The organism is Geodermatophilus sp. SYSU D00705 (genome assembly GCF_054050135.1).
Genome location: NZ_JBJGYT010000009.1, coordinates 22,724 through 45,188, shown reverse-complemented (window position 1 = coordinate 45,188; position 22,465 = coordinate 22,724). Strand labels below are relative to the sequence as shown.

Genomic DNA, 22,465 nt, shown 5'->3' with positions numbered 1-22,465 from the left:
CCCACCCGACCCCTGCTGGAGGAACACCATGTCCGTGTCCGACAAGACCGCCGTCATCACCGGAGCCGGCTCCAAGCGCGGCATCGGCCGCGCCACCGCCCACGCGCTGGCCGCGGCCGGCTGGAACGTCGCCGTCCTCGACCTGGACGAGGCCAGCGCCAAGGACGCCGCCTCCGAGGTGGAGGAGCGCTCCGGCGTGCAGGCCGTGGGCATCGGCTGCGACGTCACCGACGAGACATCGGTGGAGACCGCACTCGCGGTCCTCGACGGCGCGCTGCCCCCGGTCGGCGCGCTGGTCAACAACGCCGGCATCACCTCACCGACGCCGTTCCTCGAGGTCACCGGCGAGGAGTGGGACCGCATCTTCGCCGTGAACGTGCGCGGTGCCTTCAACGTCACCCGGCGCCTCGCGCCCGGCATGGCCGAGCGGGGCTTCGGCCGGATCGTCTTCCTGTCCTCGGTGTCGGCCGAGCGGGGCGGCGGGGTCTTCGGCGGCGTCGCGTACTCGGCGGCGAAGGCCGGCCAGCTGGGCTTCACCCGCGCGCTGGCCCGCGAGCTGGGGCCGGCCGGCGTGACCGTGAACGCCGTCGCCCCCGGGCTGATCGACACCGACATCACCGGCGGCGCGCTCGAGGGGGAGCGCAAGACGCAGCTCGTCGCCGGCATCCCGGTCGGCCGCAACGGCCGGGTCGCCGACGTCGCCGACCTCATCACGTACCTGTGCCGCGAGGAGTCCGGCTACGTCACGGGAGCCACGTACGACGTCAACGGCGGCTCGCACATCCACTGAGCGTCCCCGCCCGCACCGGCGCCCGCCGGCGGGGCACGGCGAGGCCCTGGTCGGTTCCCCGGCCAGGGCCTCTGCCGTGGGCGGGCGGCCGGCGCAGCCCGGGCCGCTGTGTGCACACGACGTCGTCCGGCCCGCCGGGAGATCACGATGAGTGCACACGGCGCCGTCTCGGGCGCGGGGCCGGCCGTCGGGAGCAGGTGCAGCGCCGCGCCCGGCAGATGTGGCAGGGTTGGGTGCTCGTCGCGGCGGGCATGCCCGCCCGGCACGGCAGGGGTGCAGCACGTCGCCCCACGGGCCGCGCACGAACCCGGGTGGCGGTGCTCCGTGTTCCCCAGTACCTCGACTCCCTCGCCCCGACGCGACCCGCACCGGCGGGAGGTGTCCCGTGGTCGCGCGGCCTGAGCTGCGCCGGCGGTCGCTGACCGCCGTCCCGACGATCACCGGCACCCCGTGGCGGCCACCGTCGGAGCACCAGCTGCGCGGCATGGACACCGAGGTCACCCTCGACCTCGGCTGGGGACGGCTGGTGTTCGGCCAGACCTTCGCCGACCCGCACCGGCTGGTCGAGGCGATGCGCGCCGAGGCCGACGGCCAGCGCGACATCTGCATCTACGCCCGCGACCCGCAGGTGCTGCTGGCGCTGGCGCCCACCGAGCTGTTCCTCGACCCCTCGCTCACCTTCCGGCTGGACCTGCACCACTACCGCCCGCGCCGGGAACTCGTGGAGAACGTCTTCGTCCGCACGGTGAGCTGCCCGGACGACGTCGCCGAGATGGAGCGCATCGTCACGCGCACCGGCATGGTGCACGGGGACCGCGCCACGGTCTGGCACAACCACTCCACCCGCACCGTGGGGTACCTCGTGGCGGAGGACCGGCGCACCGGGCGGGTCGTCGGCACGGTCACGGGGGTCGACCACGTCCGGGCGTTCGGGGACCCGGAGGGCGGCAGCAGCCTGTGGTGCCTGGCCGCGGACCCGGGCGAGGCCCCGCCGGGCACGGGGGAGGCGCTGGTCCGGGTGCTCGCCGAGCGCTACCTCGCCCGGGGCCGCAACTACCTCGACCTCTCGGTGCTGCACGACAACGGGCCGGCGATCGCGCTCTACCGCAAGCTCGGGTTCCGGCAGGTGCCCGCACTCGTGGTCAAGAGCCGGAACGCGGTCAACGCGCCGCTGTTCGCCCCCGGCCCGCCCGGGCTGGACCGGCTCAACCCCTACGCCCGGATCCTCGCCGACGAGGCCCTGCGCCGGGGGATCCGGGTCGAGGTGACCGACGCCGCCTCCGGCGAGATGCGGTTCACGCTCGGCGCCCGCAGCGTACTGACCCGCGAGTCGCTCTCGGAGCTGACCACCGCCGTGGCCATGAGCCGCTGCGACGACAAGCGGGTCACCCGCCGGATCATGGCGGGCGCCGGGGTCCGCGTGCCCGTGGGCGTCGAGGTGGCCGGGGACGACCTGGGTGCGGCCCTGGCCCTGCTCGAGCGGTTCGGCGAGCTGGTGGTGAAGCCGGCGCGCGGGGAGCAGGGCAGGGGCATCACCGTCGGCGTCAGCGACGAGCCGGGGCTGCGGTCGGCCGTCGCGTTCGCGCGGCAGCACTGCCCCGACGTGCTGGTCGAGGAACTGGTGCCGGGGGAGGACCTGCGCGTGGTCGTCATCGACCACCAGGTGGTCGCGGCCGCCGTCCGCCGCCCGGCCACGGTGGTCGCCGACGGGGTCTCCGACGTCACGACGCTGATCCGCCGGACCAGCCGGCGCCGGGAGCGGGCCACCGGCGGGGAGTCGCGGATCCCGCTGGACGCGACGACCGCCGCCGTCGTCGCCAGTGCGGGCTGGGCGATGGACGACGTCCCGCCGGAGGGGACGACGATCCGGGTCCGGCGGACGGCGAACCTGCACACCGGCGGCACCATCGAGGACGTCACAGACCGGCTGCACCCCGAGATCGCCGAGGCCGCCGTGCGGGCCAGCCGGGCCATCGGCATCCCGGTGACCGGCCTGGACTTCCTCGTTCCCGACCTCGACGGGCCCCAGCACGTCTTCGTCGAGGCCAACGAGCGGCCCGGGCTGGCCAACCACGAGCCCCGGCCGACCGCCGCCCGCTTCGTCGACCTGCTGTTCCCGGAGACCCGTCCGCGCTGACCACCGGCCGGCTGTGCTCGATCGACGCGGAGAGGCCCGCGCGTGTCGCATGGACCACCGGCCGGGCGGGTACGCCGCAGACCGGTAGGAGCTGCAACAAGACGGGTCCGACCGGTTCTCGGCGGGAGGGTGGACACTCGACCCGGCGAGCCGAGCGTGGCTCGACACCCCCGGGATGAGCACATGGGCCAGGCAGCATGGGTGCGCCGACCGCCACCGGCGTCGGTCCACGGCGCGGCGGCGGCCTGGCAGGGGCATCCGGCCACCCCGGGGCAGCTCACCCGCATGCGAGTGCAGTTGCGACAGGCGCTGCTCACCGGCGCACTGGCGGCCGGGCAGGACCACGGGGAGCGGCTGCTGCTGGCCTTCGAGGAGCTCGTCTCCAACGGGCTCCGGCACGGTCGGCCGCCGGTGGAGGTCGCCGTCATCCCTGCCGGTTCGGGCTGGCTCCTGGAGGTCAGCGACGGCGCGACCGACCGGCCGCCGGTCCCGGCGATCGACCGGGACGCGGCCGAGGGTGGCATGGGCCTGGGGATGGTGGCCCGGATCTGCGGCGCGCACGGCTGGTCCATCGCCGGCGACCGGAAGATCGTCTGGGCCCGCGTGGACTCCGAGCCGTCGATCCACGAACGGGCCCGGGCGGCGACCGACCGCGCCCACGAGCTGGCCGTCCGGCTCTCGGCGACGGCCACCCGCACGACGCTGGCCCTGGACCGGCTGGTGGTCGTCACCGCGGACGGTGTGCACCCCCGGGAGCTGGAGCAGCTCCGCCGGACGGCCGAGCAGTTGCGTCGGGTCAGCCTGGCCGCGGCCGGCCCCCCGGGTGGGTGAGATCGGCTCGGACCGCGCCGCGGAGACGGGAGAGGCCCTGGTCAGTCGCCCGACCAGGGCCTCTCCGACATGGGGTGAGTGACGGGGCTCGAACCCGCGAGTGAGGCCGGTCCCGGGCCTGGGCCCGGCGAATGCGCAGGGCACGCGTGCCTCGGACGATCTGGAGCGGTCCTGAGCGGTCAGTTGCCCCCCCAATCTGCCCCCCGACCGGGAGCGCATCTCGGGCTGGCGGGGACGGCCTTCGAGCTCTGTTGGCGACGTCGGGATGGTCCATCCCGAGACGCCGCGGACGGCGAGAAGCGGCTGGAGCGTGCGAGGCATGGTCGTCGTGAGGCTGCTGGCGTGGTGGCCCGCAGCTTGGCGCCGCGTCACCGACCGCGCTCCGTGCGTCGGTCCTCGCGTCCGTACCGATGACGTCGTGGAGGCCGGGTCACATGGCACCGCCGGAAGCCCTCACGGCGTCAGCGTCTCGTCCGTGGTCGGCGGCGCGTCGTCGAAGAAGAGGTGGTGACTCAGGTGCAGTCGAGTCAGAGCGCTGCGCAGCTGCGGTGACGCGCCGCGCAGGGTGAGCCGCCGGCCCCGCCGCATCGCGCGGCGGTAGGCGTCACCGATGGCCCGCAGCGCGGCGTGATCGGCGACCTCCATCCCGCTCGCGTCGACGGTCACAGTCGGCTGCTCGGTGCGCAGCAGGACCGAGACGGCGTCGTGCAGCAGTGGTGCAGTGCGGCCGTCCAGCCGTCCGATCGCGGTCACGCGACCGGTCTGCAGGTCCAAGTGCACGTCGAGCGTTGACCAGCCGCTGGAGCGCGGCCGCCGGGGGCCGGGGACGGACATGACCGTCAGCCGGGTCGGCAGACGCGGGGCTGCCGGCCGGCGGGCCGCCTCGGATCCAGCCGCTCGCGCGGTCGGTGGGCCGCTGCTGGACCCGTCGGGGAAGCCGAACCGGAAGCTGGCGCGGGCGGCGTGGGCCGCGCCACCTTCCCGCACGCGGGCTGCGCCCGCGACGTCGCTGACGCCACGCTGGCACCCTCCTCGCACTCCGGTCGGACGGCCGCACTGGCCGACGACGTCCGGCCACATGCCTCGCTCCGGCGGGCGGGGCACGCCTCACCCGACGTGGAGGACTTCGAAACCCGCCGCGCGATCGGATGCGGGGTCTGCGGTGCTCCGGCCTGGTACACCTGCGAGACGCCGGCCGTTCACGTGTGGATCGAGAAGAAGGTTCACGTGGAGATCGCAAAGAAGTACGCCGCGCAGAAGTCGTTCGAGCTGCCGCCCCTGGCTGAACTGGTGGCCAGATCGGCGGAGGGCCGCAGCACGGCGGTCGACCCGGCGACCCCGGTCGCCGAGGGCGAGGCGGAGGACCAGCGGCTGGAGGCGGTCCATTTCGACACCGCGGACCTCCGTCTGGCGGCGGCGGGGTTGACCCTGCGCCGGCGCACGGGCGACGAGGACGCCGGATGGCACCTCGAGGTCCCCGCGGGGACCAGGGCGCGCTCGGAGGTGCACCTGCCGCTGGGCCGCGCCACCCGGACCGTGCCCGAGGCGCTGCAGAACATGGTCTGGGCCCACAGCCGAGGCGCCCCGCTGCGGCCGGTCGCCGAGATCACCACCGACCGGACGGTGCGCCGGCTGGTCGATGCGACCGGGCAGGCGCTGGCGGAGATCGCCGACGACCGCGTCAGCGCGCGCAGGCTGTGGTCGACCGACGGCAGCGGAGACGCGGCCGGCGCCGCAACGTCCTGGCGGGAGATCGAGGTGGGACTCGTCGGCGGCGCGACCGAGCTCCTCGAAGCCGTCGACACCCACCTGCGGGCACGGGGACTGCGTGAGGCCCCGAGCTCCTCCGAACTCGTGCAGGCGCTGAACGGGCACGAGCGCGTCCAGCCGGCGGAGCGGAAGGCGGCGAAGCTCACGACCGAGTCGGCCGCCGGGGACGTGATCCTCGCCTATGTCCGCGAGCAGGTGGAGCAGATTCGGTCGCAGGACCTGCCGGTGCGCCTGGACGCCCACGACGCCGTCCACAAGATGCGTGTGGCCACCCGGCGGTTGCGCAGCGCCCTGGCCACGTTCAAGCCGCTGTTCGCCGGCGACGTGGTCCGCCCGCTGCGTGGGGAGCTCAAGTGGCTGGCCGGGGAGCTGGGCGCGGCCCGGGACGCCGAGGTGATGCGCGACCGCGTGCGCACGGCGGTCGAGGCGGAGAACCCGCTCGGCGAGCCAGGTTCGGTCGCCGAGGTCGCCGAGGTCGCCGGAGCGGAGTTGGGCGTCGCCTACCGCAGCGCCCACGACCGGGTGCTCGCCGAGCTGGACGGCGATCGCTACCACCGCCTCCTGACCGACCTCGACGACCTGGTCGCCTGCCCGCCGTTCACCGCACGCGCCGGAGCGCGCGCAGGGAAGGCGCTGCCGCGCTTGGTGGCCCGCAGCTACGCCGGAGTCCGCCGCCTCGTCGAGGACGCATCCGCCCGGCCCGCCGGCGCCGAGCGGGAGGAGCTGCTGCACGACGCCCGCAAGGCCGCGAAGGCCGCCCGCTACGCCGGTGAGTCGGTCGGCCGGGTCTTCGGAGCCGACGCCACAGCGTTCGCCCAGGCGATGGAGGCGGTGCAGGAGGCGCTGGGGGAGCACCAGGACTCCGTCCTCACCCGGGAACGGCTGCGCGAGCTGGCCCTGAACACCTCCAGCACGAGTACCGCCTTCCTCTACGGGCGCCTGCACGCGCTCGAGGAGGCGCGAGCGGAGCAGTCCCAGCAGCACTTCGACGACGCCTGGAAGGCGGCCGGCCGCAAGTCCCTGCACCGCTGGCTGCGATGACTCCTCGTCGCTCCGGTCGGCTGCTACCCGGCGGTCAGGCCCGGCAGGCCGGACCTCGCGCGCGACGGGCCGGACGCGGACCGCTGCGGCGGTCGTGCCGGAGACGACTGCTCCCGGACGGTCGCCCGCCCCGCTACAGCAGGCCCAGGTCGCGGGCACGGCCGACGATGCCGTCCCGGTTCGGCGCGGTGAGCTTGCGCCGCAGCGTCTGGATGTGGCCCCGCACGGTGTTCGTCGACAGGGCCAGCGCGGCGGCCATCCGTGTGGTGGAGTGCCCGGCGAGCTGGTGGAGGATGTCGCGTGCGCGTGGGCTCAGGTCCGGGGCGGCGACGCGGTCCTGCGGCGTGTCGGGAGCTGTCTGCGGTGCGCGGTCGCCCCGCCACTGCCCCCGATCTGCCCCCACGAGGGGGCAGAAGGCGTGATCTCGCCCCCCACTCCGGGCCGGGGAACGGGAGAGGCCCCGGTCAGTCGCCTGACCAGGGCCTCTCCCACGTGGGGTGAGTGACGGGGCTCGAACCCGCGACACCCAGGATCACAACCTGGTGCTCTACCAGCTGAGCTACACCCACCACGTCTCCCGGCCGGCCGCTGGCGAGAGCGGGTCGGCCGGGGAACCGGAGCAACGATACCCGGCGACTCAGATCCCCGACGCAGCGGGTGGCTGGCCCGGCTCGCCGGCCTCCTCGGCGGCGAAGACGGCCGCGAAGGCGTCGGTCACCCGCGCGGAGGCGGCCTGCGCCTCGGACGTCGACGGGCCGGGGCCGTCGACGAACAGCGTCTGCCGGTAGTAGGCCAGCTCCCGCACGGACTCGATGATGTCGGCCAGTGCGCGGTGGGCCAGCCCCTTCTGCGGCTGGGCGAAGTACACCCGCGGGAACCAGCGGCGGGCCAGCTCCTTGATCGAGGAGACGTCGATCATCCGGTAGTGCAGGTGGTCGTCCAGCTCGGGCATGTCGCGGGCGAGGAAGCCCCGGTCGGTGCCGATCGAGTTGCCGCACAGCGGGGCGGTGCGGCGCTCGGGCACGAAGCGCTTCACGTAGGCCAGCAGCTGCTGCTCGGCCTCGGCGACGGTCAGCGTCGCGGCGCGGACGGCGTCGGTGAGCCCGGACTTGGCGTGCATCTCGGTGACGACGTCGGCCATCCCGTCGAGGTCGGCGTCGGAGGCCGAGATCACCAGGTCCAGCCCGGGGTCGAGCACGGTGAGCTCGGAGTCGGTGACCAGCACCGCGACCTCGATCAGCTTGTCCCGGGTGAGGTCCAACCCGGTCATCTCGCAGTCGATCCAGACCAGGTGTCCCGCGCTCTCCGCCACGTCGGACGACAGTACGTCCCGTTCGCCACGGCCGCCCCGCGCATGCCCCCTCTACCGCATGCGGCACACCGGTGCCAGTCGAGCGTCGAGGAACGGGGGCGTCCGCCACTAGGCTCGGTCCGGTCCCGCCCCGAGCCCAGGAGTACCCGCCGTGCCCGCTGCCACCGTCCCCGTCGCGACCGGGCGACCGGTCCCGCCGGCTCCGGGCTCGCTGCCTGCCGCGTTGCGCCACCCGATCGGCGCGCTGCGCTGGCTGTGGCTGGCGTACGTGACCCCCGGTCGCCCGGGCCGGCCCACCTCGCAGGAGGAGCTGCGGTGGATCTACACCGCCTGGCTCGGCGCCTTCCTGCTGAAGATGCTCGGGTCGTCGTGGGACGTCTCCTGGCACTTCAAGTGGCTGCGCGACGACCTGGCCCCGCCGCACCTGCTCAACTCCGCGGGCACCGCCGTCGTCGTCGCCCTGGTGGTCTTCCACAGCTACAGCGGCTACGGCGTCGACCGCCGCGCGCTGCGGCTCATGCAGGCGGGCATCGCGACCTTCCTGGTCGCGATCCCGATCGACATCGTCAACCACCGCGTCAACGGCCTGGACATCACCAGCTGGAGCCCCAGCCACGCGCTGCTCTACCTCGGGACGGCGATCATGCTGGCCGGCGCCGTCCGCGGCTGGTGGCTGTACGCCGCGCCGGGCCGGGTGCGCGACCTCGTCTCGCTGGGCCTGTGGCTGTTCTTCGTCGAGAACGTCGTCTTCCCGGCCCAGCACCAGGAGTACGGCGTCCTGTCGCTGCAGGCCTACGACGCCGGCCGGACGACGGCCGAGCCGCAGCTGCTGGACTTCGCCGCCGCCCAGGGCCAGACGCCGACGATGTTCATGCTCCCGGTGCCCTCGTGGGTGCACCCGGCCTGGATGCTCTGCGCCGGCCTGCTGGCCCTGGTGGTGGCGCGCGAGCTCGTCGGGTTGCGCTGGACCGCCACCGTCGTGGCCGGCACCTATCTGGCCTACCGCGCCGCCATGTGGCTCGGCCTGGTCGCGATGGACTTCCCGCCGTCGGTCCTGCCGCTGGTGCTCGTCGTCGGTGCGGTGGCGATCGACCTCGCGGTCACCTGGCGGGTGCCGGGCTGGCTGGCCGCGCCGGTGGTCACCGCCGTCTTCTACGCCGCGGGTGCGGCGCAGGACGCGATCGGCTTCCTCCCGCCGTGGGACTGGACGTGGTGGTCGGTGCTGCTGGTCGGCGCCTCCTTCACCGTCCTGTGGACCGCGGTGGACCTCGTGGCGCGCAGCCGCTGGCTGGCCGCCTGGGCGCAGCCGGTCGAGGCGGACGACGACGACGTCGCCGTCCGGTCCGGCGGCGCGTCGGCCCGCTGATGGCGGGGGACCGACCCGTCACATGACGTAACGTCGGACGACGACTCCGCCGGCCCCTCACCGCCGCCGGTCGCGGCTCCGCGCCGCCCCACCCCACCCGACCCGCCCCCGGAGGACGACGTGCTGCCCCTCACCCCGATGCCGCTGCAGACGGCGGGTGAGCGGGCGCTGTTCGAGGAACTGGTGCGCTGGGACACCGGCGGGGCGGTCCGGGGCGCGGTCGTGGCGTCGATCCCGGTGGTCGACGGGCCGATGGAGCGCCGGCTCTCCGACGCCGTGGTGTTCGTGCCCGAGGGCCTGGCCGTCGTCCGCGTCGTCGAGGTGGTCCGCCAGAGCGGTGTCGTCACCGCCGCGGCCGAGGGCGCCTGGACCATCGGCCCGGAGGCCGGGCAGCCCGGTGACGTGCTGCAGCTGGCCGGCGGCGGCTCCAGCCCCCTCGACGGGCTCATGCGGGCGGGCATGGACGCCGCCGTCCGGTTGCGCCGCACCGGCCTCGAGCCCGGCCGCATCGCCCGGCTGACGGTGCTGGTCGGCGACCTCACCGGGCTGGTCCCCGCCGACGGCGACCTCGGCGAGGGCGACCAGGTGGCGCTCCTGGAGCCGCGGTCCCTGCTGCTCGGCATCGCCCGCAGCGCCCGGTACGCCGGCGTGGACAACCCCCGGCTGTGGACGACGGCCGACGTGCGGGCCGCGCTCGAGGCGCTGGGCCTGGCCGGGCGCGGCCCGTCGGTGCAGGAGCTCAACGGCGAGGGCTTCCCGTACTCGCCCTACGTCCTGCGCACCCCCGAGCTGATGGCCCCCGCGGCGATGACGTCGGGCCCCGCGTTCGCCGCCCCCGCGACGGCCCCGCCGCCCGCGCCGGTGCCGGCCGCTCCGCAGGCGCCCGCCCGCCCGCTCGTGGACCCGGCGGCGGCCGCGGCGGTCGCCGCCGCGGCCATCCGCGCCGACGAGGAGGCCGCGTCCCGCGCGGCCGCCGCCCGGGACGCCGCGGTGGCCGCGGCGTCCGCCGGACCGAAGGACACCCTCGTCGGCCCGACGGTCGGCGTGCCCGCCGACGAGACCGGCGGCATCGGCGGCCTGTTCGCCGGCGCCGAGCGGGAGGAGGTCGCCCCGCCGGCGCCCGCGCCGGCGGCCGCCGAGCCGCTGCCCGCGCCCCGGGCGCCGCTGCCCGAGGGCGTGCCGCTCGTCGCGGCGCGCCGGCGCCCGCGGCCGCGGCTGCGGACGGCGCTGCTCGCGGTCGCGGCGCTGCTCCTCGCCGCCGTCCTCGGCGTCGGGGCGACGCTGCTGTTCGGCGACGACGAGACGCCGGCTGCCTCCGGTGCCGGGACGGCACAAGCCGGGGACACCGCCGCGCCGACCGACGCCCCGGCCGGTCCGCAGCCGGGGGACCGCGAGGTGGTCGACGGCAGCACCTTCGTCGCCCAGCGGGTGCAGGTGGACCCCACGTGTGCGGGCAACGCCTATGGCGCGGTGGCCGACTTCTTCGCCGACAGCGACTGCACCGGCCTCGCCCGGGCGCTCTACTCGACCGACGCCGGCGGGCGTCCGGTCGTCGTCTCGGTCGCCACGGTGGACATGGGCGACACCGTCGGGGCACGGGCGCTGCGCGCGCTGACCGACCGCAACGGCAGCGGCAACGTCAGCGACCTGCTGCGGGAGGGGCTGCGCTACGACGGCGGCCCCGACGGGCTCAGCGGGGCGGAGTACGCCAGCGCCGTCTCGGGCAGCACCGTGACCATCGTGGAGACCGCGTGGGCGGCGCCCGGATCCACCGGCAGCGCCGCGGACCTCGACGTCCTCGCCTCGACCGCGCTGGTCCTGCCGATGCCCTCGCCGACCGCCTGAGATCCAGAGGCTCGCCGCGAGCCTGCGCGCGGTGAGAGGGACGGGTTCTCTCTCAGGAGGTGGCGGCGGCCTCGGCCATCGCGGCCAGCAGGGCGGCCATCTGCGCCCGCGGCACCCGCCCGGCGCTGTGCGGCGTGGAGTTGATCAACCCGAACACCGCGTGGGCCCGGGCCCGGCTGGTCGCGGCGTCCGCCGAGGGGTGCAGCCGGCCCAGGACGCCGACCCACACCTCGACGTAGCGGCGCTGCAGCCGGCGCACCTGGGCGGCGTCGTCGCCGGGCAGCGAGCCGAGGTCGCGGTCGTGCACGGTGATGAGTGCCGGGTTGTCGAGGGCGAAGTCGACCTGGAAGGCGATGAGCGTCCGCAGCTGCGCCAGGGGGTCGTCGCCGGCGTCGGTGACCCGTTCGGTGCCGCCGGCCAGCAGCCGCTCGCTGATGCGCAGCAGCATCTCGGCGAGCATCGCGTCCTTGCTGGCGAAGTGCCGGTAGATCGCCGGGCCGGTGACGCCGACGGCCGCGCCGACGTCGTCCACCCCCACGGCCCGGGCGCCGCGCTCGGCGAACAGCTGCGCGGCCGCCCGGAGGATCTGCTCCCGCCGCGACGGACGCGCGGCATCGGCGTGCAGCGCGGTGTCGACGTCGGTCACGCGACCTCCTCGCCGGCGCTCGTCGGCCTCGCGACCGCTGGTGCTGTGCCCCTGGGTGACCTCGCGAGCTCGGTCACCTCCGGATGCTAGCGCGCGTTGACCGGGGACGTGAACCGTCGTTAACATCCGCACCGTGGACGCCCCCGTGCTGGCCCGCACACCCGCCGCCGACGCGGACGCCGCCCGGCGCAACGCCGAGGCCCACGCCGCGCTCTCCGCCGACCTGGCCGCGCAGCTGCGCCGGGTGGCCCAGGGCGGGGGAGAGCGGGCCCGGCAGCGGCACGTCGAGCGCGGCAAGCTGCTGCCCAGGGAGCGGGTCGACGCCCTGCTCGACCCGGGCAGCCCGTTCCTGGAGCTCTCCCCACTGGCCGCGCACGGCCTCTACGGCGGCGACGCCCCGGCCGCCGGGATCATCACCGGCATCGGGCGGGTCTCCGGCCGCGAGTGCGTCGTCGTCGCCAACGACGCCACCGTCAAGGGCGGCACCTACTACCCGATGACGGTGAAGAAGCACCTGCGCGCGCAGGAGGTGGCCCTGCACAACCGGCTGCCGTGCGTCTACCTGGTCGACTCCGGCGGTGCGTTCCTGCCGATGCAGGACGACGTCTTCCCCGACCGCGAGCACTTCGGCCGGATCTTCTTCAACCAGGCGACCATGTCGAAGGCCGGCATCCCCCAGATCGCCGCCGTCCTCGGCTCGTGCACCGCCGGCGGCGCGTACGTGCCGGCGATGAGCGACGAGGCGGTGATCGTCCGCGAGCAGGGGACGATCTTCCTGGGCGGCCCGCCGCTGGTGAAGGCGGCGACCGGCGAGGTGGTCACCGCCGAGGAACTCGGCGGCGGCGACCTGCACAGCCGGGTCAGCGGGGTCACCGACCACCTGGCCGAGGACGACGCGCACGCGCTCCAACTGGTCCGGCAGATCGTCGGCACGCTCGGGCCGCGCAGCCCCCGCCCGTGGGACGTCGAGCCCGCCGAGGAGCCGCTGTACCCGGCGGAGTCGATCTACGAGGTCGTGCCGCCGGACCCGCGCACCCCCTACGACGTGCGCGAGGTGATCGCCCGCCTGGTCGACGGCAGCCGCTTCGCCGAGTTCAAGCCGCTGTACGGGCAGACGCTGGTCACGGGCTTCGCCCGGCTGCACGGCCACCCCGTCGGGATCATCGCCAACAACGGCGTCCTGTTCAGCGAGTCGGCGCTCAAGGGCGCGCACTTCATCGAGCTGTGCGACCGGCGCTCGATCCCCCTGCTGTTCCTGCAGAACATCTCCGGGTTCATGGTCGGCCGCGACTACGAGGCCGGCGGCATCGCCAAGCACGGCGCGAAGATGGTCACCGCCGTCGCCTGCGCGCGGGTGCCGAAGCTCACCGTCGTCATCGGCGGCTCCTTCGGCGCGGGCAACTACTCGATGTGCGGCCGGGCCTACTCGCCCCGGTTCCTGTTCACCTGGCCCAACGCCCGCATCTCGGTGATGGGCGGGGAGCAGGCGGCGTCGGTGCTCGCCCAGGTGCGCCGCGACGGCCTCGAGGCCCGCGGCGAGGAGTGGCCGGCGGCGGAGGAGGAGGCGTTCAAGGCGCCGATCCGGGAGCAGTACGAGCACCAGGGGCACCCCTACTACGCCACCGCCCGGCTGTGGGACGACGGCGTCATCGACCCCGCCCAGACCCGCACCGTGCTGGGCCTGGCCCTGTCCGCCTGCGCCAACGCACCCCTGGAGGAGGTCGGCTATGGCGTGTTCCGGATGTGACCGGCCGGTTCCCGACCTCGCCGCACGATGCCCGGCCGGTCCTACGGCAGTGAGTGCAGCTGCACTCCCTGCCGTAGGACCCACGAGGGAGAGGTGAGCCGCGTGTTCGACACCGTCCTGGTCGCCAACCGCGGCGAGATCGCCGTCCGCGTCATCCGCACGCTGCGGTCGATGGGCATCCGCTCGGTCGCGGTCTACAGCGCCGCCGACGCGGGGGCGCTGCACACCCGCGTCGCCGACGTCGCCGTCCCGATCGGCCCGGCGCCGGCCGCCGAGAGCTACCTGTCCATCGAGCGGGTGCTGGACGCCGCCGCCCGCACCGGCGCGCAGGCGGTGCACCCCGGCTACGGGTTCCTGTCGGAGAACGTGGAGTTCGCCCGGGCCTGTGACAAGGCCGGCGTCGTCTTCATCGGCCCGCCGGTCGCCGCGATCGAGGCGATGGGCGACAAGATCCGCGCGAAGCAGACGGTCATGGCCGCCGGCGTCCCCGTCGTCCCCGGCCGGACCGAACCGGGCATGGACGACGACACGGTGGCCGCCGCCGCGGTCGAGGCCGGCTTCCCGGTGCTGCTCAAGCCCAGCGCCGGCGGTGGCGGCAAGGGCATGCGGGTGGTGCGCTCGGCCGCCGAGCTGCCCGAGGCCATCGCGGCCGCGCGACGCGAGGCGCGGGGCTCCTTCGGCGACGACACCCTGCTGGTGGAGCGCTACATCGGCGCCGCGCGGCACATCGAGGTGCAGGTGCTCGGCGACGCGCACGGGACCGTCGTCCACCTGGGCGAGCGCGAGTGCAGCCTGCAGCGACGGCACCAGAAGGTCATCGAGGAGGCACCCTCGCCGCTGCTGTCCCCGGCGCAGCGCTCGGCCATGGGCGCCGCCGCCGTCGAGGCCGCCCGCGCGGTCGGGTACACGGGTGCGGGCACGGTGGAGTTCATCGTCGACGCCGAGCGGGCGGACGACTTCTTCTTCCTCGAGATGAACACCCGGCTGCAGGTCGAGCACCCAGTGACCGAGTGCGTCACCGGCCTGGACCTGGTCGAGCTCCAGGTGCGCGTGGCGGCCGGTGAGCGGCTGCCGTTCGGTCAGGACGACGTCCGGCTGGACGGGCACGCGATCGAGGCGCGGCTGTACGCCGAGGACCCGGTCCGGGGCTTCCTCCCGCAGACCGGCACCGTGCTCGGCCTCCGGGAGCCCACCGGCGCCGGGATCCGGCTGGACAGCTCGCTGGCCGTGGGCTCGGTCGTCGGCACCGACTACGACCCGATGCTGGCCAAGGTCGTCGCGCACGGCCCCGACCGCGACACCGCGCGGGCGCGGCTGGTCGGGGCGCTGGGACACACCGCCGTCCTCGGGGTGCCGACCAACACCGCCTTCCTGCGGGCCCTGCTCACCGACCCCGACGTCGTCGCCGGGCGGCTGGACACCGGGCTGATCGAGCGGCGCGGCGAGACGCTGACCGCCGCCGCGCCGGTGCCGCCGACGGTCTACGCCGCGGCCGCGCTGGCGCTGCTGGTGGAGGCCGAGCCGGCCGGGCCGGTGGTGGACCGCTGGGACGTCCCCGACGGGTGGCGGCTGGGCGAGCCGGCGTGGACGGTCCGCCGGCTGCAGGCCTCCGGCGGTGACCCGGTGAGCGTGCGCGTGCGCGGGCGCTCCGGCGCTGCGCAGGTGCGGGTGGGTGACGGCGACCCGGTGCGGGCCTCGGCGGTGCGCGACGGCGACGAGCTGGTCGTGACCCTGGACGGCGTCACCTCCCGGTTCGCCGTCGTCCACACCGGCGGGGACGTCTGGCTGGCCGCCAACGGCCGGGTGGCCGCGTTCCGCGAGCACGAGCGGCTGCACTCCGCGGCGGAGGGGGCCGGCGGGGGCGGTGTCGTCACCGCGCCGATGCCGGGGACGGTGACCGTGGTGCAGGCGTCCGTCGGCGACCGGGTGGAGGCGGGGACCCCGCTGCTGGTCGTCGAGGCGATGAAGATGGAGCACGTGCTGACCGCCCCCGTCGCGGGGACGGTCACCGAGCTCGGCGTGACGGCCGGCCACCAGGTCCGGCTCGACGAGCGGGTGGCCGTGGTGACCCCATCGGCCGCCGACGAGGGGGAGTGACGCAGGTGCTCGACTACCGGCTCGACGAGGAGACCGACGCGCTGCGCAAGGTCGTGCGCGAGTTCGCCCAGGAGGTGATCGCGCCGCAGATCGGGGGGTTCTACGAGCGCGACGAGTTCCCCACCGCGATCGTGCGGCAGATGGGGGAGCTGGGCCTGTTCGGGTTGCCCTTCCCCGAGGAGTACGGCGGCTCCGGCGGCACCTACTTCACCTTGTGCGTGGCGCTGGAGGAGCTGGCCCGGGTCGACTCCTCCATGGCGATCACGCTGGAGGCCGGCGTCTCGCTCGGGGCGATGCCGATCTACCGGTTCGGCACCGAGGAGCAGAAGCAGCGGTGGCTGCCCCGGCTGTGCGCGGGGGAGGCGCTCGGCGCGTTCGGGCTCACCGAGCCAGGCGGCGGCTCGGACGCCGGCGCCACCCGCACCACCGCGCGCCTGGAGGACGGCCACTGGGTGGTCAACGGCTCCAAGGCGTTCATCACCAACTCGGGCACGGACATGACCGAGCTGGTGACGGTCACCGCCGTCACCGGCACCCGGCCGGACGGCGGCAAGGAGATCTCGGCCATCGCGATCCCCTCCGGGACGCCGGGCTTCGCCGTCGGCCAGCGGTACTCGAAGATCGGCTGGAACGCCTCGGACACCCGCGAGCTCTCCTTCAGCGACTGCCGGGTGCCGGAGGAGAACCTGGTGGGGGAGCGGGGCCGCGGCTACGCGCAGTTCCTCTCCATCCTCGACGAGGGCCGCATCGCCATCTCCGCGCTGGCCGTGGGGCTGGCGCAGGGCTGTGTGGACGAGTCGGTCAAGTACGCCGCCCAGCGCGAGGCGTTCGGGCAGCCCATCGGCCGCAACCAGGCGATCCAGTTCATGATCGCCGACATGGAGGTGCGGGCCTCCACCGCGCGGCTGGCGTACTACCGGGCGGCGGAGAAGATGCTGCGCGGGGAGCCGTTCAAGCGCGAGGCCTCGATCGCCAAGCTCTACAGCTCCGAGGTGGCGATGGACAACGCCCGCTACGCCTCCCAGGTGCACGGCGGCTACGGCTTCATGAACGAGTTCCCGGTGGGCCGCTTCTACCGCGACGCCAAGATCCTCGAGATCGGCGAGGGCACCAGCGAGGTGCAGCGGATGCTCATCGCCCGCGACCTCGGCGTCGGCTGAGCGCCGCAGCCTCGGCGGCCCGGGCTCACTTCAGCAGGCGGCGCAGCACCTTGCCGGTCGGCGACCGGGGGATCTCGTCGACGAAGACGACGTCGCGCACCCTCTCCTGGGGAGCCACCCGCTCGGCCACGTAGTCGGTCAGCTCCTGCTCGGAGACCGGGCCGCGCCGGGCGACGAAGGCCCGCGGCAGCTCCCCGGCCTCCTCGTCGGGGATCCCCACCACGGCCGCGTCCGCCACCGCCGGGTGGGTGGTCAGCACGGCCTCCAGCGCCGCGGGGGCGACCTGGTGGCCCTTGTACTTGATCAGCTCCTTCACCCGGTCGAGGAGGAACAGCCAGCCGTCGGCGTCGACGGTCGCGAGGTCGCCGGTGCGCAGCCAGCCGTCGGCGTCAAGCGTCGCCGCGGTGGCCGCCGGCGCGTTCAGGTAGCCGGCCATGACCTGCGCGCCGCGCACCCACAGCTCCCCGACCTCGGCGTCCTGGCCGCTGATCGGGTCGACCAGCCGCGCCTCGGTGCCGGCCACGAGCATCCCGGCCGACCCGGGCGGTCGGGGGCGGTCCCCGTTCAGGGGCGCGATGGCCAGCATGGGGCCGGTCTCGGTCATCCCGTAGCCCTGCAGGACCACGCAGCCCAGGCGGGCGGCGCAGGCCTGCTCGAGCCCGGCGCCGAGCGGGGCCGCGCCGCTGCCGAGCACCTCGAGCGCGGAGAGGTCGACGTCGTCGACGGCGGGGTGCTTGGCCAGCGCCAGCACGATCGGGGGAACCACCACCTGCTTGGCCACCCGGTGGCGCGCCAGCAGGCCGAGGAACTCCGGCAGGTCGAAGCGGGGCATCGTCACGGTCGTGGCGCCCACGTGCAGCGGGTGCACCAGCTGGGTGGCGAACCCGGCGGCGTGCCACCACGGGAGCACGGCCACCGTGGTGTCGGTCGGGGCGTAGGAGAACAGCGGTTCGGTCTGCACACAGCTGGCGACCAGCGACCGGTGGGTCAGCCGGACGCCCTTGGGCAGGCCGGTGGTCCCGCTGGAGTACGGCAGCAGGGCGACGTCGGTGGGGCTCCCGGCGACGGGTGGCCCGCCGACGGCGCCGAGCAGCTCGGCGAAGGACCGGGCGCCGGGTGCCTCGCCGAGGACGACGACGTCGGTCACGCCCGCCTTGTCCGCGGCGACCCCCACCCGGTCCAGCAGGGCGGGAACGGTGACCAGACACCGGGCGCCGGAGTCCTGCAGCTGGACGGCGACCTGCTCGGGCGGTGCCAGCGGGTTGACCGGCGTCACCGCGGCCCCCGCGGCCTGGGCACCGAGCAGTGCCACCGCCCACTCCGGGCAGTTGGGCGCCATGAGCGCCACGACGTCGCCCCGGGCGGTGCCGGCGGCGGCGAAGCCGGTCGCGGCCCGGCGCACGGCCTCCTCGAGCTCGGCGTGGCTGGTCACCCTCCCGGTGGCCCCGTCGACGAGCGCGGGCGCCTCGCCGCGCTCGGCCGCGCGATCCAGCAGGAAGGCGGGCAGGGTCCGGTCGGGGACGGGGACGGCGGGGAACCGACTGCGGATGATCATGGCGGGTCCTTCCCGGTCCGCTCTCGGCGCCGAGCCGGACGACGAGGTGGTGCTCGACGCCACCCCCCATGCTGGCCCTCGGCCGGGCCGATGGGGAGGCGCTCGCCCACGCATCGGCCCGCGGGCGGTGCACCCCGACCCAGCGGAGGCCGGGAGCGCAGGTCTCCTGCGCTGCCGGCCTCCGCTGCGGGTCAGGCGGTCACGTCGACGAGCACCTTGCCGACGGCGCCCTCCTCCACCGCCCGGTGTGCCTGCGCGGTCTCGGCCAGCGGGTACACGTGCAGCGGCAGCCCGGCGTCCTCACCGACCCGGACCGCGCCGTCCAGGACGGCGGCGTTGACGTCCTCGACGGCGATCGCCTTGGCCCGCTCCGGCTCGGTGTAGACGTAGACGAACTGCCAGCGGACGTTGGCCGTCATCTGCGCGCGGACCGGCAGGGTCACCTCGTCCCCGCCGTTGTTGGCGTAGACCGCCACCGCGCCGTGCTGCCCGAGCACCTGGGCGTCCACGGCGGCGTTCTGGGCGGGTGCCACCTCGACGACCGCAGCCACGCCCTTCGTCGTGATCTTGCCGACCTCGGCGACGACGTCCTGCTCCCGGTAGTCGATGACGTGGCTGGCCCCGGCCGCGGCGGCCAGCTGCGCCTTGCGCGGGCTGCTGACCGTGGCGATGACGGTCGCGTCGGCCCAGCGGGCCAGCTGGATCGCGGCGTTGCCCACCGCGCCGGCGCCGCCCTGCACGAGGACGGTGTGCCCGGTCAGCGAGCCGGGACCGAGCCGGTCGGGGAGAGACTCGGCGACGGTCAGGCAGCGGTGGGCGGTGAGGAACGGGATGCCGAGCGCCGCGCCGAGCTCGAAGGACGGGCCCGCGCCCAGCAGCACGACGTGCCGGGCCGGGACGACCGTGTACTCGGCGGCGGTGCCGAACGGTCGCTGCCAGGCCGCCTCCCAGATCCACACCCGCTCGCCGACCAGCACCGGGTCGACACCCTCGCCGACGGCGTCCACGGTGCCCGAGCCGTCCTGGTTGGGGATCTGCCCGTCCGGGCCGACCGCGGCGCCCCCGGCGGCGCCGCTGCGGGTCTTCCAGTCCGTGGGGTTCACACCGGAGAAGGCGACGCGCACCCGGACCTCGCCGGGGCCGGGCTCGGGGGTGGGGCGGTCGACGAGCTGGAGGACGTCGGCGGCGCCGCGTTGCGTGTAGGTGATGGCTCGCACGCCAGCGCCCTACCCGTTCGCGCGGCGATCAGCGCACGGATCGGTTCCGGGGCGGTCTCACCGCCAGCGGACGGTCTCCGGGCGGCGGCCGAGGACGCGGGTCACCTGCCGCGCGGCCCGGTCGTCGGCGTTCACCAGCACGGGCCGCTCCGTGCCGGCGAACAGCGGGAGGTCCGACGGGCTGTCGCTGTAGACGGCGGTCCACGGTGGCGGGTGGCCGCGCTCGCTCAGCATCTGCACCTTGGTCGCCCCGATGGCCCGGCGCGTCCTAGGCGGGAGGAGCGACCCGGTCGAGCCGACGACGTCGACGTCGGCCAGGTCGACGGCGGCCAGGAACCCGCGGGCCATCGTCTCCTCGCAGCCGGTGGCCACCACCACCTCGTCCCCGGCGGCCCGGTGCGCCCGCACGCGGGCGACGGCCTCGGCGACGACGGCTTCGGGCCGCCGGGCCATGGCCGCCCGGTAGGCGTCGGCGACCGCCGCGACGTCGGACGCCGGACGCCCGCCGACGGCGAGCCGGGTGAGCAGCCGGGCCGCCAGGGGGCGGGTCCAGGGCAGCGCGGAGCCGACGAGCAGGAGCGGCGCGGCCAGCAGCAGGGGGACGGCGCGCCACGGTGCCTGCCGCAGCCGCCCGGCGAGGAAGAGGGTCGAGGCGTCGCCGCCGAGCAGCACCTTGTCGAGGTCGACGACGACGGTCCGGGCCACACCAGGGGAGTACCGGCCTGGGGTGGTGCGGGAAACCTGCGGGTGCGCACGGTCACCGACGTCCTGGCCGTGGCGCGGCAGATCGGCGCGGCACCGGAGCCCGGGACGGCGGCGGACCGCGTGGGGGTCGCCGTGCAGCGGCTCGGTGCCTGGCGGCGTCGCCGCTCGGGACGCGGCCGGCGGTCCGCCGCCGGCTGACCGGGCCGCCTGGGCAGGGGTCCCCCCTCGGGGTGAGCGGGAGCGGAGAGCACTCCACCCGGGCGCCGCCGCGCCGATCACAGGGAGGTGCAGCTCAGACTCCCCGGCCGCCTCGCGGCCGTGCTCCCCGAGGGGCGCAGCCTGCCCCGCGAGGTGTGGCTGCGGCGGCACCGCGCCATCGTGTGGATCGCGGCCGTCCAGGCCCTGGCCCTGGGCGTGCTGACCGTCGCGGTCGGGCACTCGCCGCTCACCGCCCTGTTCGTGGTGTGCGCCGTCGGCTACCCGTTGGTCTTCCTGGTGCTGCCGGGCGCGTGGCGGGGGCTCTGCGCCACCGCGACGTCGCTGAGCCTGCTCGGTGCCTCCGTGGCGCTGGTGCACGTCCTCGGCGGGCTGACCGAGACGCACTTCCACTTCTTCGTCGTCATCGGTCTGGTGGCCCTCTACCAGAGCTGGCTGCCCTTCGGGCTGGCGCTGCTGGTGGTGCTGGTCCATCACGGGGTCGCGGGCACCGTGTTCCCGCACGAGGTCTTCGGGCACGAGGGCGCCCACCGCTCCCCGTGGGCGTGGGCGGCGGTGCACGGCGTGTTCGTGCTGGCCGCCAGCCTCGCCCACCTCGCCGCCTGGCGGCTGAACGAGCAGCAGGGCCTGCGCGACCGCCTCACCGGTCTGGCCAACCGCACGCAGCTGGTGGAGAACGCCGACCGCCTGCTGGCCGGCGACCGCGCGCCGGTGAGCGCGCTGGTGCTCGACGTCGACGACTTCCGCGACGTCAACGACGCCCGCGGCCACGCCGCCGGTGACCGGCTGCTGGTCGCCGTCGCGCAGCGGCTGGCCGGGTGCTTGCGCTCCGGCGACGAGGTCGCCCGCCTCGGCGGCGACGAGTTCGCCATCGTGGTGGACGGCGGCCCCGAGGTCGCCGCCGCCGTCGGTGAGCGGATCCTGCGGGCGCTGGCCGACCCGGTCACCGTCGACGGCCGCCCGCTGTCGGTGCACGCCAGCATCGGTACCGCCGACACCGGCACCGCCGCCGAGCGCGACGCGGTCACCCTGCTGCGCAACGCCGACCTGGCGATGTACATGGCCAAGGCCCGGGGAAAGAACCGGCTGGTCCAGTACGCCGACGGGATGGCGGAGGACGCGCAGGGCAAGGCCGAGCTCCTCGAGGACCTCGCCGCCGCCACCGCGGCCGGCCAGTTCGAGGTCCACTACCAGCCGACCATCGACCTGGCCGCCGGAGTCACCACCGGCTACGAGGCGCTGCTGCGCTGGCACCACCCGACCCGCGGGCTGGTGTCCCCGGTCGAGTTCGTCCCGCTGGCCGAGGAGGGCGGGCACATCGTCGAGATCGGCCGCTGGGTCCTCGGGGAGGCGACCCGGCAGGCCGCCGCGTGGTCGGCCTCGGCCGGCCGGCCGATCGGCATCGCCGTCAACCTCTCGCCCCGGCAGCTGGCCGACGACGACGTGGTCGCCACCGTGCGCGCTGCACTCGCCGCGAGTGGCCTGCCGGCCCGTCAGCTCACGCTGGAGGTCACCGAGGGCGTGCTGGTCCGGGACGTCGACCAGGTCGTCGGCCAGCTGCTGGCGCTGCGCACCCTCGGCGTCCGGATCGCCATCGACGACTTCGGCACCGGCTACTCCAGCCTGTCCTACCTGCGCCGGCTACCGGCCGACATCGTGAAGATCGACCGCAGCTTCGTGCAGGAACTGGGCACCGGTAACCGGTCGACCACGCTGGTCGCCTCGATCATCGAACTGGCCCGCAGCCTGCACCTCGACGTCGTCGCCGAGGGCGTGGAGACCCCGGAGCAGCAGGCCGTGCTCGGCCGGCTGGCCTGCTCGCACGCCCAGGGCTACCTGTTCGGGCGGCCCGCGCCGGCCGGCGCGCAGACCCCGGCGGCCGCGGACGCCCCCGCCGTCCCCGCCCCGCGCGGACGGGTGGCCGTGCGCCGCTGAGCGTCCCGCCGGGGTCGGCGGTCACGCACGCCGGACGTCGTGCAGCGTGCGAGACCGCCGATCCCGGCGCACCGGGACGCGTGCACACACCGCCG

Annotated in this window: 18 protein-coding genes and 1 tRNA gene; 11 read left to right on the top strand and 8 right to left on the bottom strand. The window is 75.3% G+C overall.

Annotated features, from left to right (window positions below):
* Positions 1–28 precede the first annotated feature (28 nt).
* The 3 genes from ACI78Q_RS09440 to ACI78Q_RS09430 all read left to right on the top strand — a co-directional run bounded on the left by ACI78Q_RS09440 (position 29) and on the right by ACI78Q_RS09430 (position 3,758).
* Positions 29–790 (top strand): SDR family NAD(P)-dependent oxidoreductase, encoded by a 762-nt coding sequence (locus ACI78Q_RS09440; protein WP_456923077.1) that lies wholly within the window; start codon positions 29–31, stop codon positions 788–790.
* A 385-nt stretch (positions 791–1,175) separates the two neighbouring features.
* Positions 1,176–2,927 carry an N-acetylglutaminylglutamine synthetase gene (ngg, locus tag ACI78Q_RS09435; protein ID WP_456923076.1) on the top strand — a complete coding sequence of 584 codons (1,752 nt, stop codon included), beginning with the start codon at positions 1,176–1,178 and terminating at the stop codon, positions 2,925–2,927.
* A 183-nt stretch (positions 2,928–3,110) separates the two neighbouring features.
* Complete coding sequence (locus tag ACI78Q_RS09430) at positions 3,111–3,758, top strand: ATP-binding protein (RefSeq protein WP_456923075.1); 648 nt, start codon at positions 3,111–3,113, stop codon at positions 3,756–3,758.
* A 453-nt stretch (positions 3,759–4,211) separates the two neighbouring features.
* Here the strand turns inward: ACI78Q_RS09430 and ACI78Q_RS09425 are convergent, their stop codons facing one another.
* The gene (locus tag ACI78Q_RS09425; protein WP_456923074.1) at positions 4,212–4,511 is read right to left on the bottom strand and encodes an STAS domain-containing protein; all 300 of its coding nucleotides are present in this window, start codon (positions 4,509–4,511) and stop codon (positions 4,212–4,214) included.
* 474 nt (positions 4,512–4,985) lie between these two features.
* Between ACI78Q_RS09425 and ACI78Q_RS09420 the strand changes: the two genes are divergently transcribed.
* Positions 4,986–6,569: a CYTH and CHAD domain-containing protein gene (locus tag ACI78Q_RS09420; RefSeq protein ID WP_456923073.1), complete on the top strand. Its 1,584-nt coding sequence runs from the start codon at positions 4,986–4,988 to the stop codon at positions 6,567–6,569.
* Positions 6,570–6,702: 133 nt separating this feature from the next.
* Here ACI78Q_RS09420 and ACI78Q_RS09415 read toward each other — a convergent pair whose 3' ends face one another.
* The 3 genes from ACI78Q_RS09415 to orn all read right to left on the bottom strand — a co-directional run bounded on the left by ACI78Q_RS09415 (position 6,703) and on the right by orn (position 7,881).
* A complete protein-coding gene (locus ACI78Q_RS09415; protein ID WP_456923072.1) occupies positions 6,703–6,972 on the bottom strand; it encodes a response regulator transcription factor in 270 nt (89 codons plus the stop codon).
* A gap of 90 nt (positions 6,973–7,062) precedes the next feature.
* Positions 7,063–7,138 (bottom strand) — tRNA-His (locus tag ACI78Q_RS09410).
* Positions 7,139–7,206: 68 nt separating this feature from the next.
* Positions 7,207–7,881 carry an oligoribonuclease gene (gene orn, locus ACI78Q_RS09405; RefSeq protein ID WP_456923071.1) on the bottom strand — a complete coding sequence of 225 codons (675 nt, stop codon included), beginning with the start codon at positions 7,879–7,881 and terminating at the stop codon, positions 7,207–7,209.
* A 151-nt stretch (positions 7,882–8,032) separates the two neighbouring features.
* Here orn and ACI78Q_RS09400 point away from each other — a divergent pair, with 151 nt between their 5' ends.
* A complete protein-coding gene (locus ACI78Q_RS09400) occupies positions 8,033–9,247 on the top strand; it encodes a hypothetical protein (RefSeq protein WP_456923070.1) in 1,215 nt (404 codons plus the stop codon).
* Between the two features lie 120 nt (positions 9,248–9,367).
* The gene (locus tag ACI78Q_RS09395; protein WP_456923068.1) at positions 9,368–11,092 is read left to right on the top strand and encodes a hypothetical protein; all 1,725 of its coding nucleotides are present in this window, start codon (positions 9,368–9,370) and stop codon (positions 11,090–11,092) included.
* 52 nt (positions 11,093–11,144) lie between these two features.
* Here the strand turns inward: ACI78Q_RS09395 and ACI78Q_RS09390 are convergent, their stop codons facing one another.
* The gene (locus ACI78Q_RS09390) at positions 11,145–11,738 is read right to left on the bottom strand and encodes an SACE_7040 family transcriptional regulator (protein ID WP_456923067.1); all 594 of its coding nucleotides are present in this window, start codon (positions 11,736–11,738) and stop codon (positions 11,145–11,147) included.
* 133 nt (positions 11,739–11,871) lie between these two features.
* Between ACI78Q_RS09390 and ACI78Q_RS09385 the strand changes: the two genes are divergently transcribed.
* The 3 genes from ACI78Q_RS09385 (at position 11,872) to ACI78Q_RS09375 (ending at position 16,742) form a co-directional block, all read left to right on the top strand.
* A complete protein-coding gene (locus tag ACI78Q_RS09385; RefSeq protein ID WP_456923066.1) occupies positions 11,872–13,485 on the top strand; it encodes a carboxyl transferase domain-containing protein in 1,614 nt (537 codons plus the stop codon).
* Between the two features lie 102 nt (positions 13,486–13,587).
* Positions 13,588–15,582 carry an ATP-binding protein gene (locus tag ACI78Q_RS09380; RefSeq protein WP_456923065.1) on the top strand — a complete coding sequence of 665 codons (1,995 nt, stop codon included), beginning with the start codon at positions 13,588–13,590 and terminating at the stop codon, positions 15,580–15,582.
* Positions 15,579–16,742 carry an acyl-CoA dehydrogenase family protein gene (locus tag ACI78Q_RS09375; RefSeq protein WP_456923064.1) on the top strand — a complete coding sequence of 388 codons (1,164 nt, stop codon included), beginning with the start codon at positions 15,579–15,581 and terminating at the stop codon, positions 16,740–16,742. The genes ACI78Q_RS09380 and ACI78Q_RS09375 overlap by 4 nt, the downstream gene beginning before the upstream one ends.
* A 25-nt stretch (positions 16,743–16,767) precedes the next feature.
* Here the strand turns inward: ACI78Q_RS09375 and ACI78Q_RS09370 are convergent, their stop codons facing one another.
* The 3 genes from ACI78Q_RS09370 to ACI78Q_RS09360 form a co-directional block, all read right to left on the bottom strand.
* Positions 16,768–18,297, bottom strand: a complete 1,530-nt coding sequence (locus ACI78Q_RS09370) for an AMP-binding protein (RefSeq protein ID WP_456923063.1) — start codon at positions 18,295–18,297, stop codon at positions 16,768–16,770.
* Between the two features lie 191 nt (positions 18,298–18,488).
* Complete coding sequence (locus tag ACI78Q_RS09365) at positions 18,489–19,514, bottom strand: NADPH:quinone reductase (RefSeq protein WP_456923062.1); 1,026 nt, start codon at positions 19,512–19,514, stop codon at positions 18,489–18,491.
* A 57-nt stretch (positions 19,515–19,571) separates the two neighbouring features.
* Positions 19,572–20,219 carry a haloacid dehalogenase-like hydrolase gene (locus ACI78Q_RS09360; protein WP_456923061.1) on the bottom strand — a complete coding sequence of 216 codons (648 nt, stop codon included), beginning with the start codon at positions 20,217–20,219 and terminating at the stop codon, positions 19,572–19,574.
* Between the two features lie 42 nt (positions 20,220–20,261).
* On the opposite strand from ACI78Q_RS09360, the gene ACI78Q_RS09355 reads away from it, so the two are divergent.
* Positions 20,262–20,417 carry a hypothetical protein gene (locus ACI78Q_RS09355; protein WP_456923060.1) on the top strand — a complete coding sequence of 52 codons (156 nt, stop codon included), beginning with the start codon at positions 20,262–20,264 and terminating at the stop codon, positions 20,415–20,417.
* A gap of 87 nt (positions 20,418–20,504) precedes the next feature.
* The gene (locus ACI78Q_RS09350) at positions 20,505–22,370 is read left to right on the top strand and encodes a putative bifunctional diguanylate cyclase/phosphodiesterase (RefSeq protein WP_456923059.1); all 1,866 of its coding nucleotides are present in this window, start codon (positions 20,505–20,507) and stop codon (positions 22,368–22,370) included.
* The last annotated feature ends 95 nt before the right edge of the window (positions 22,371–22,465 follow it).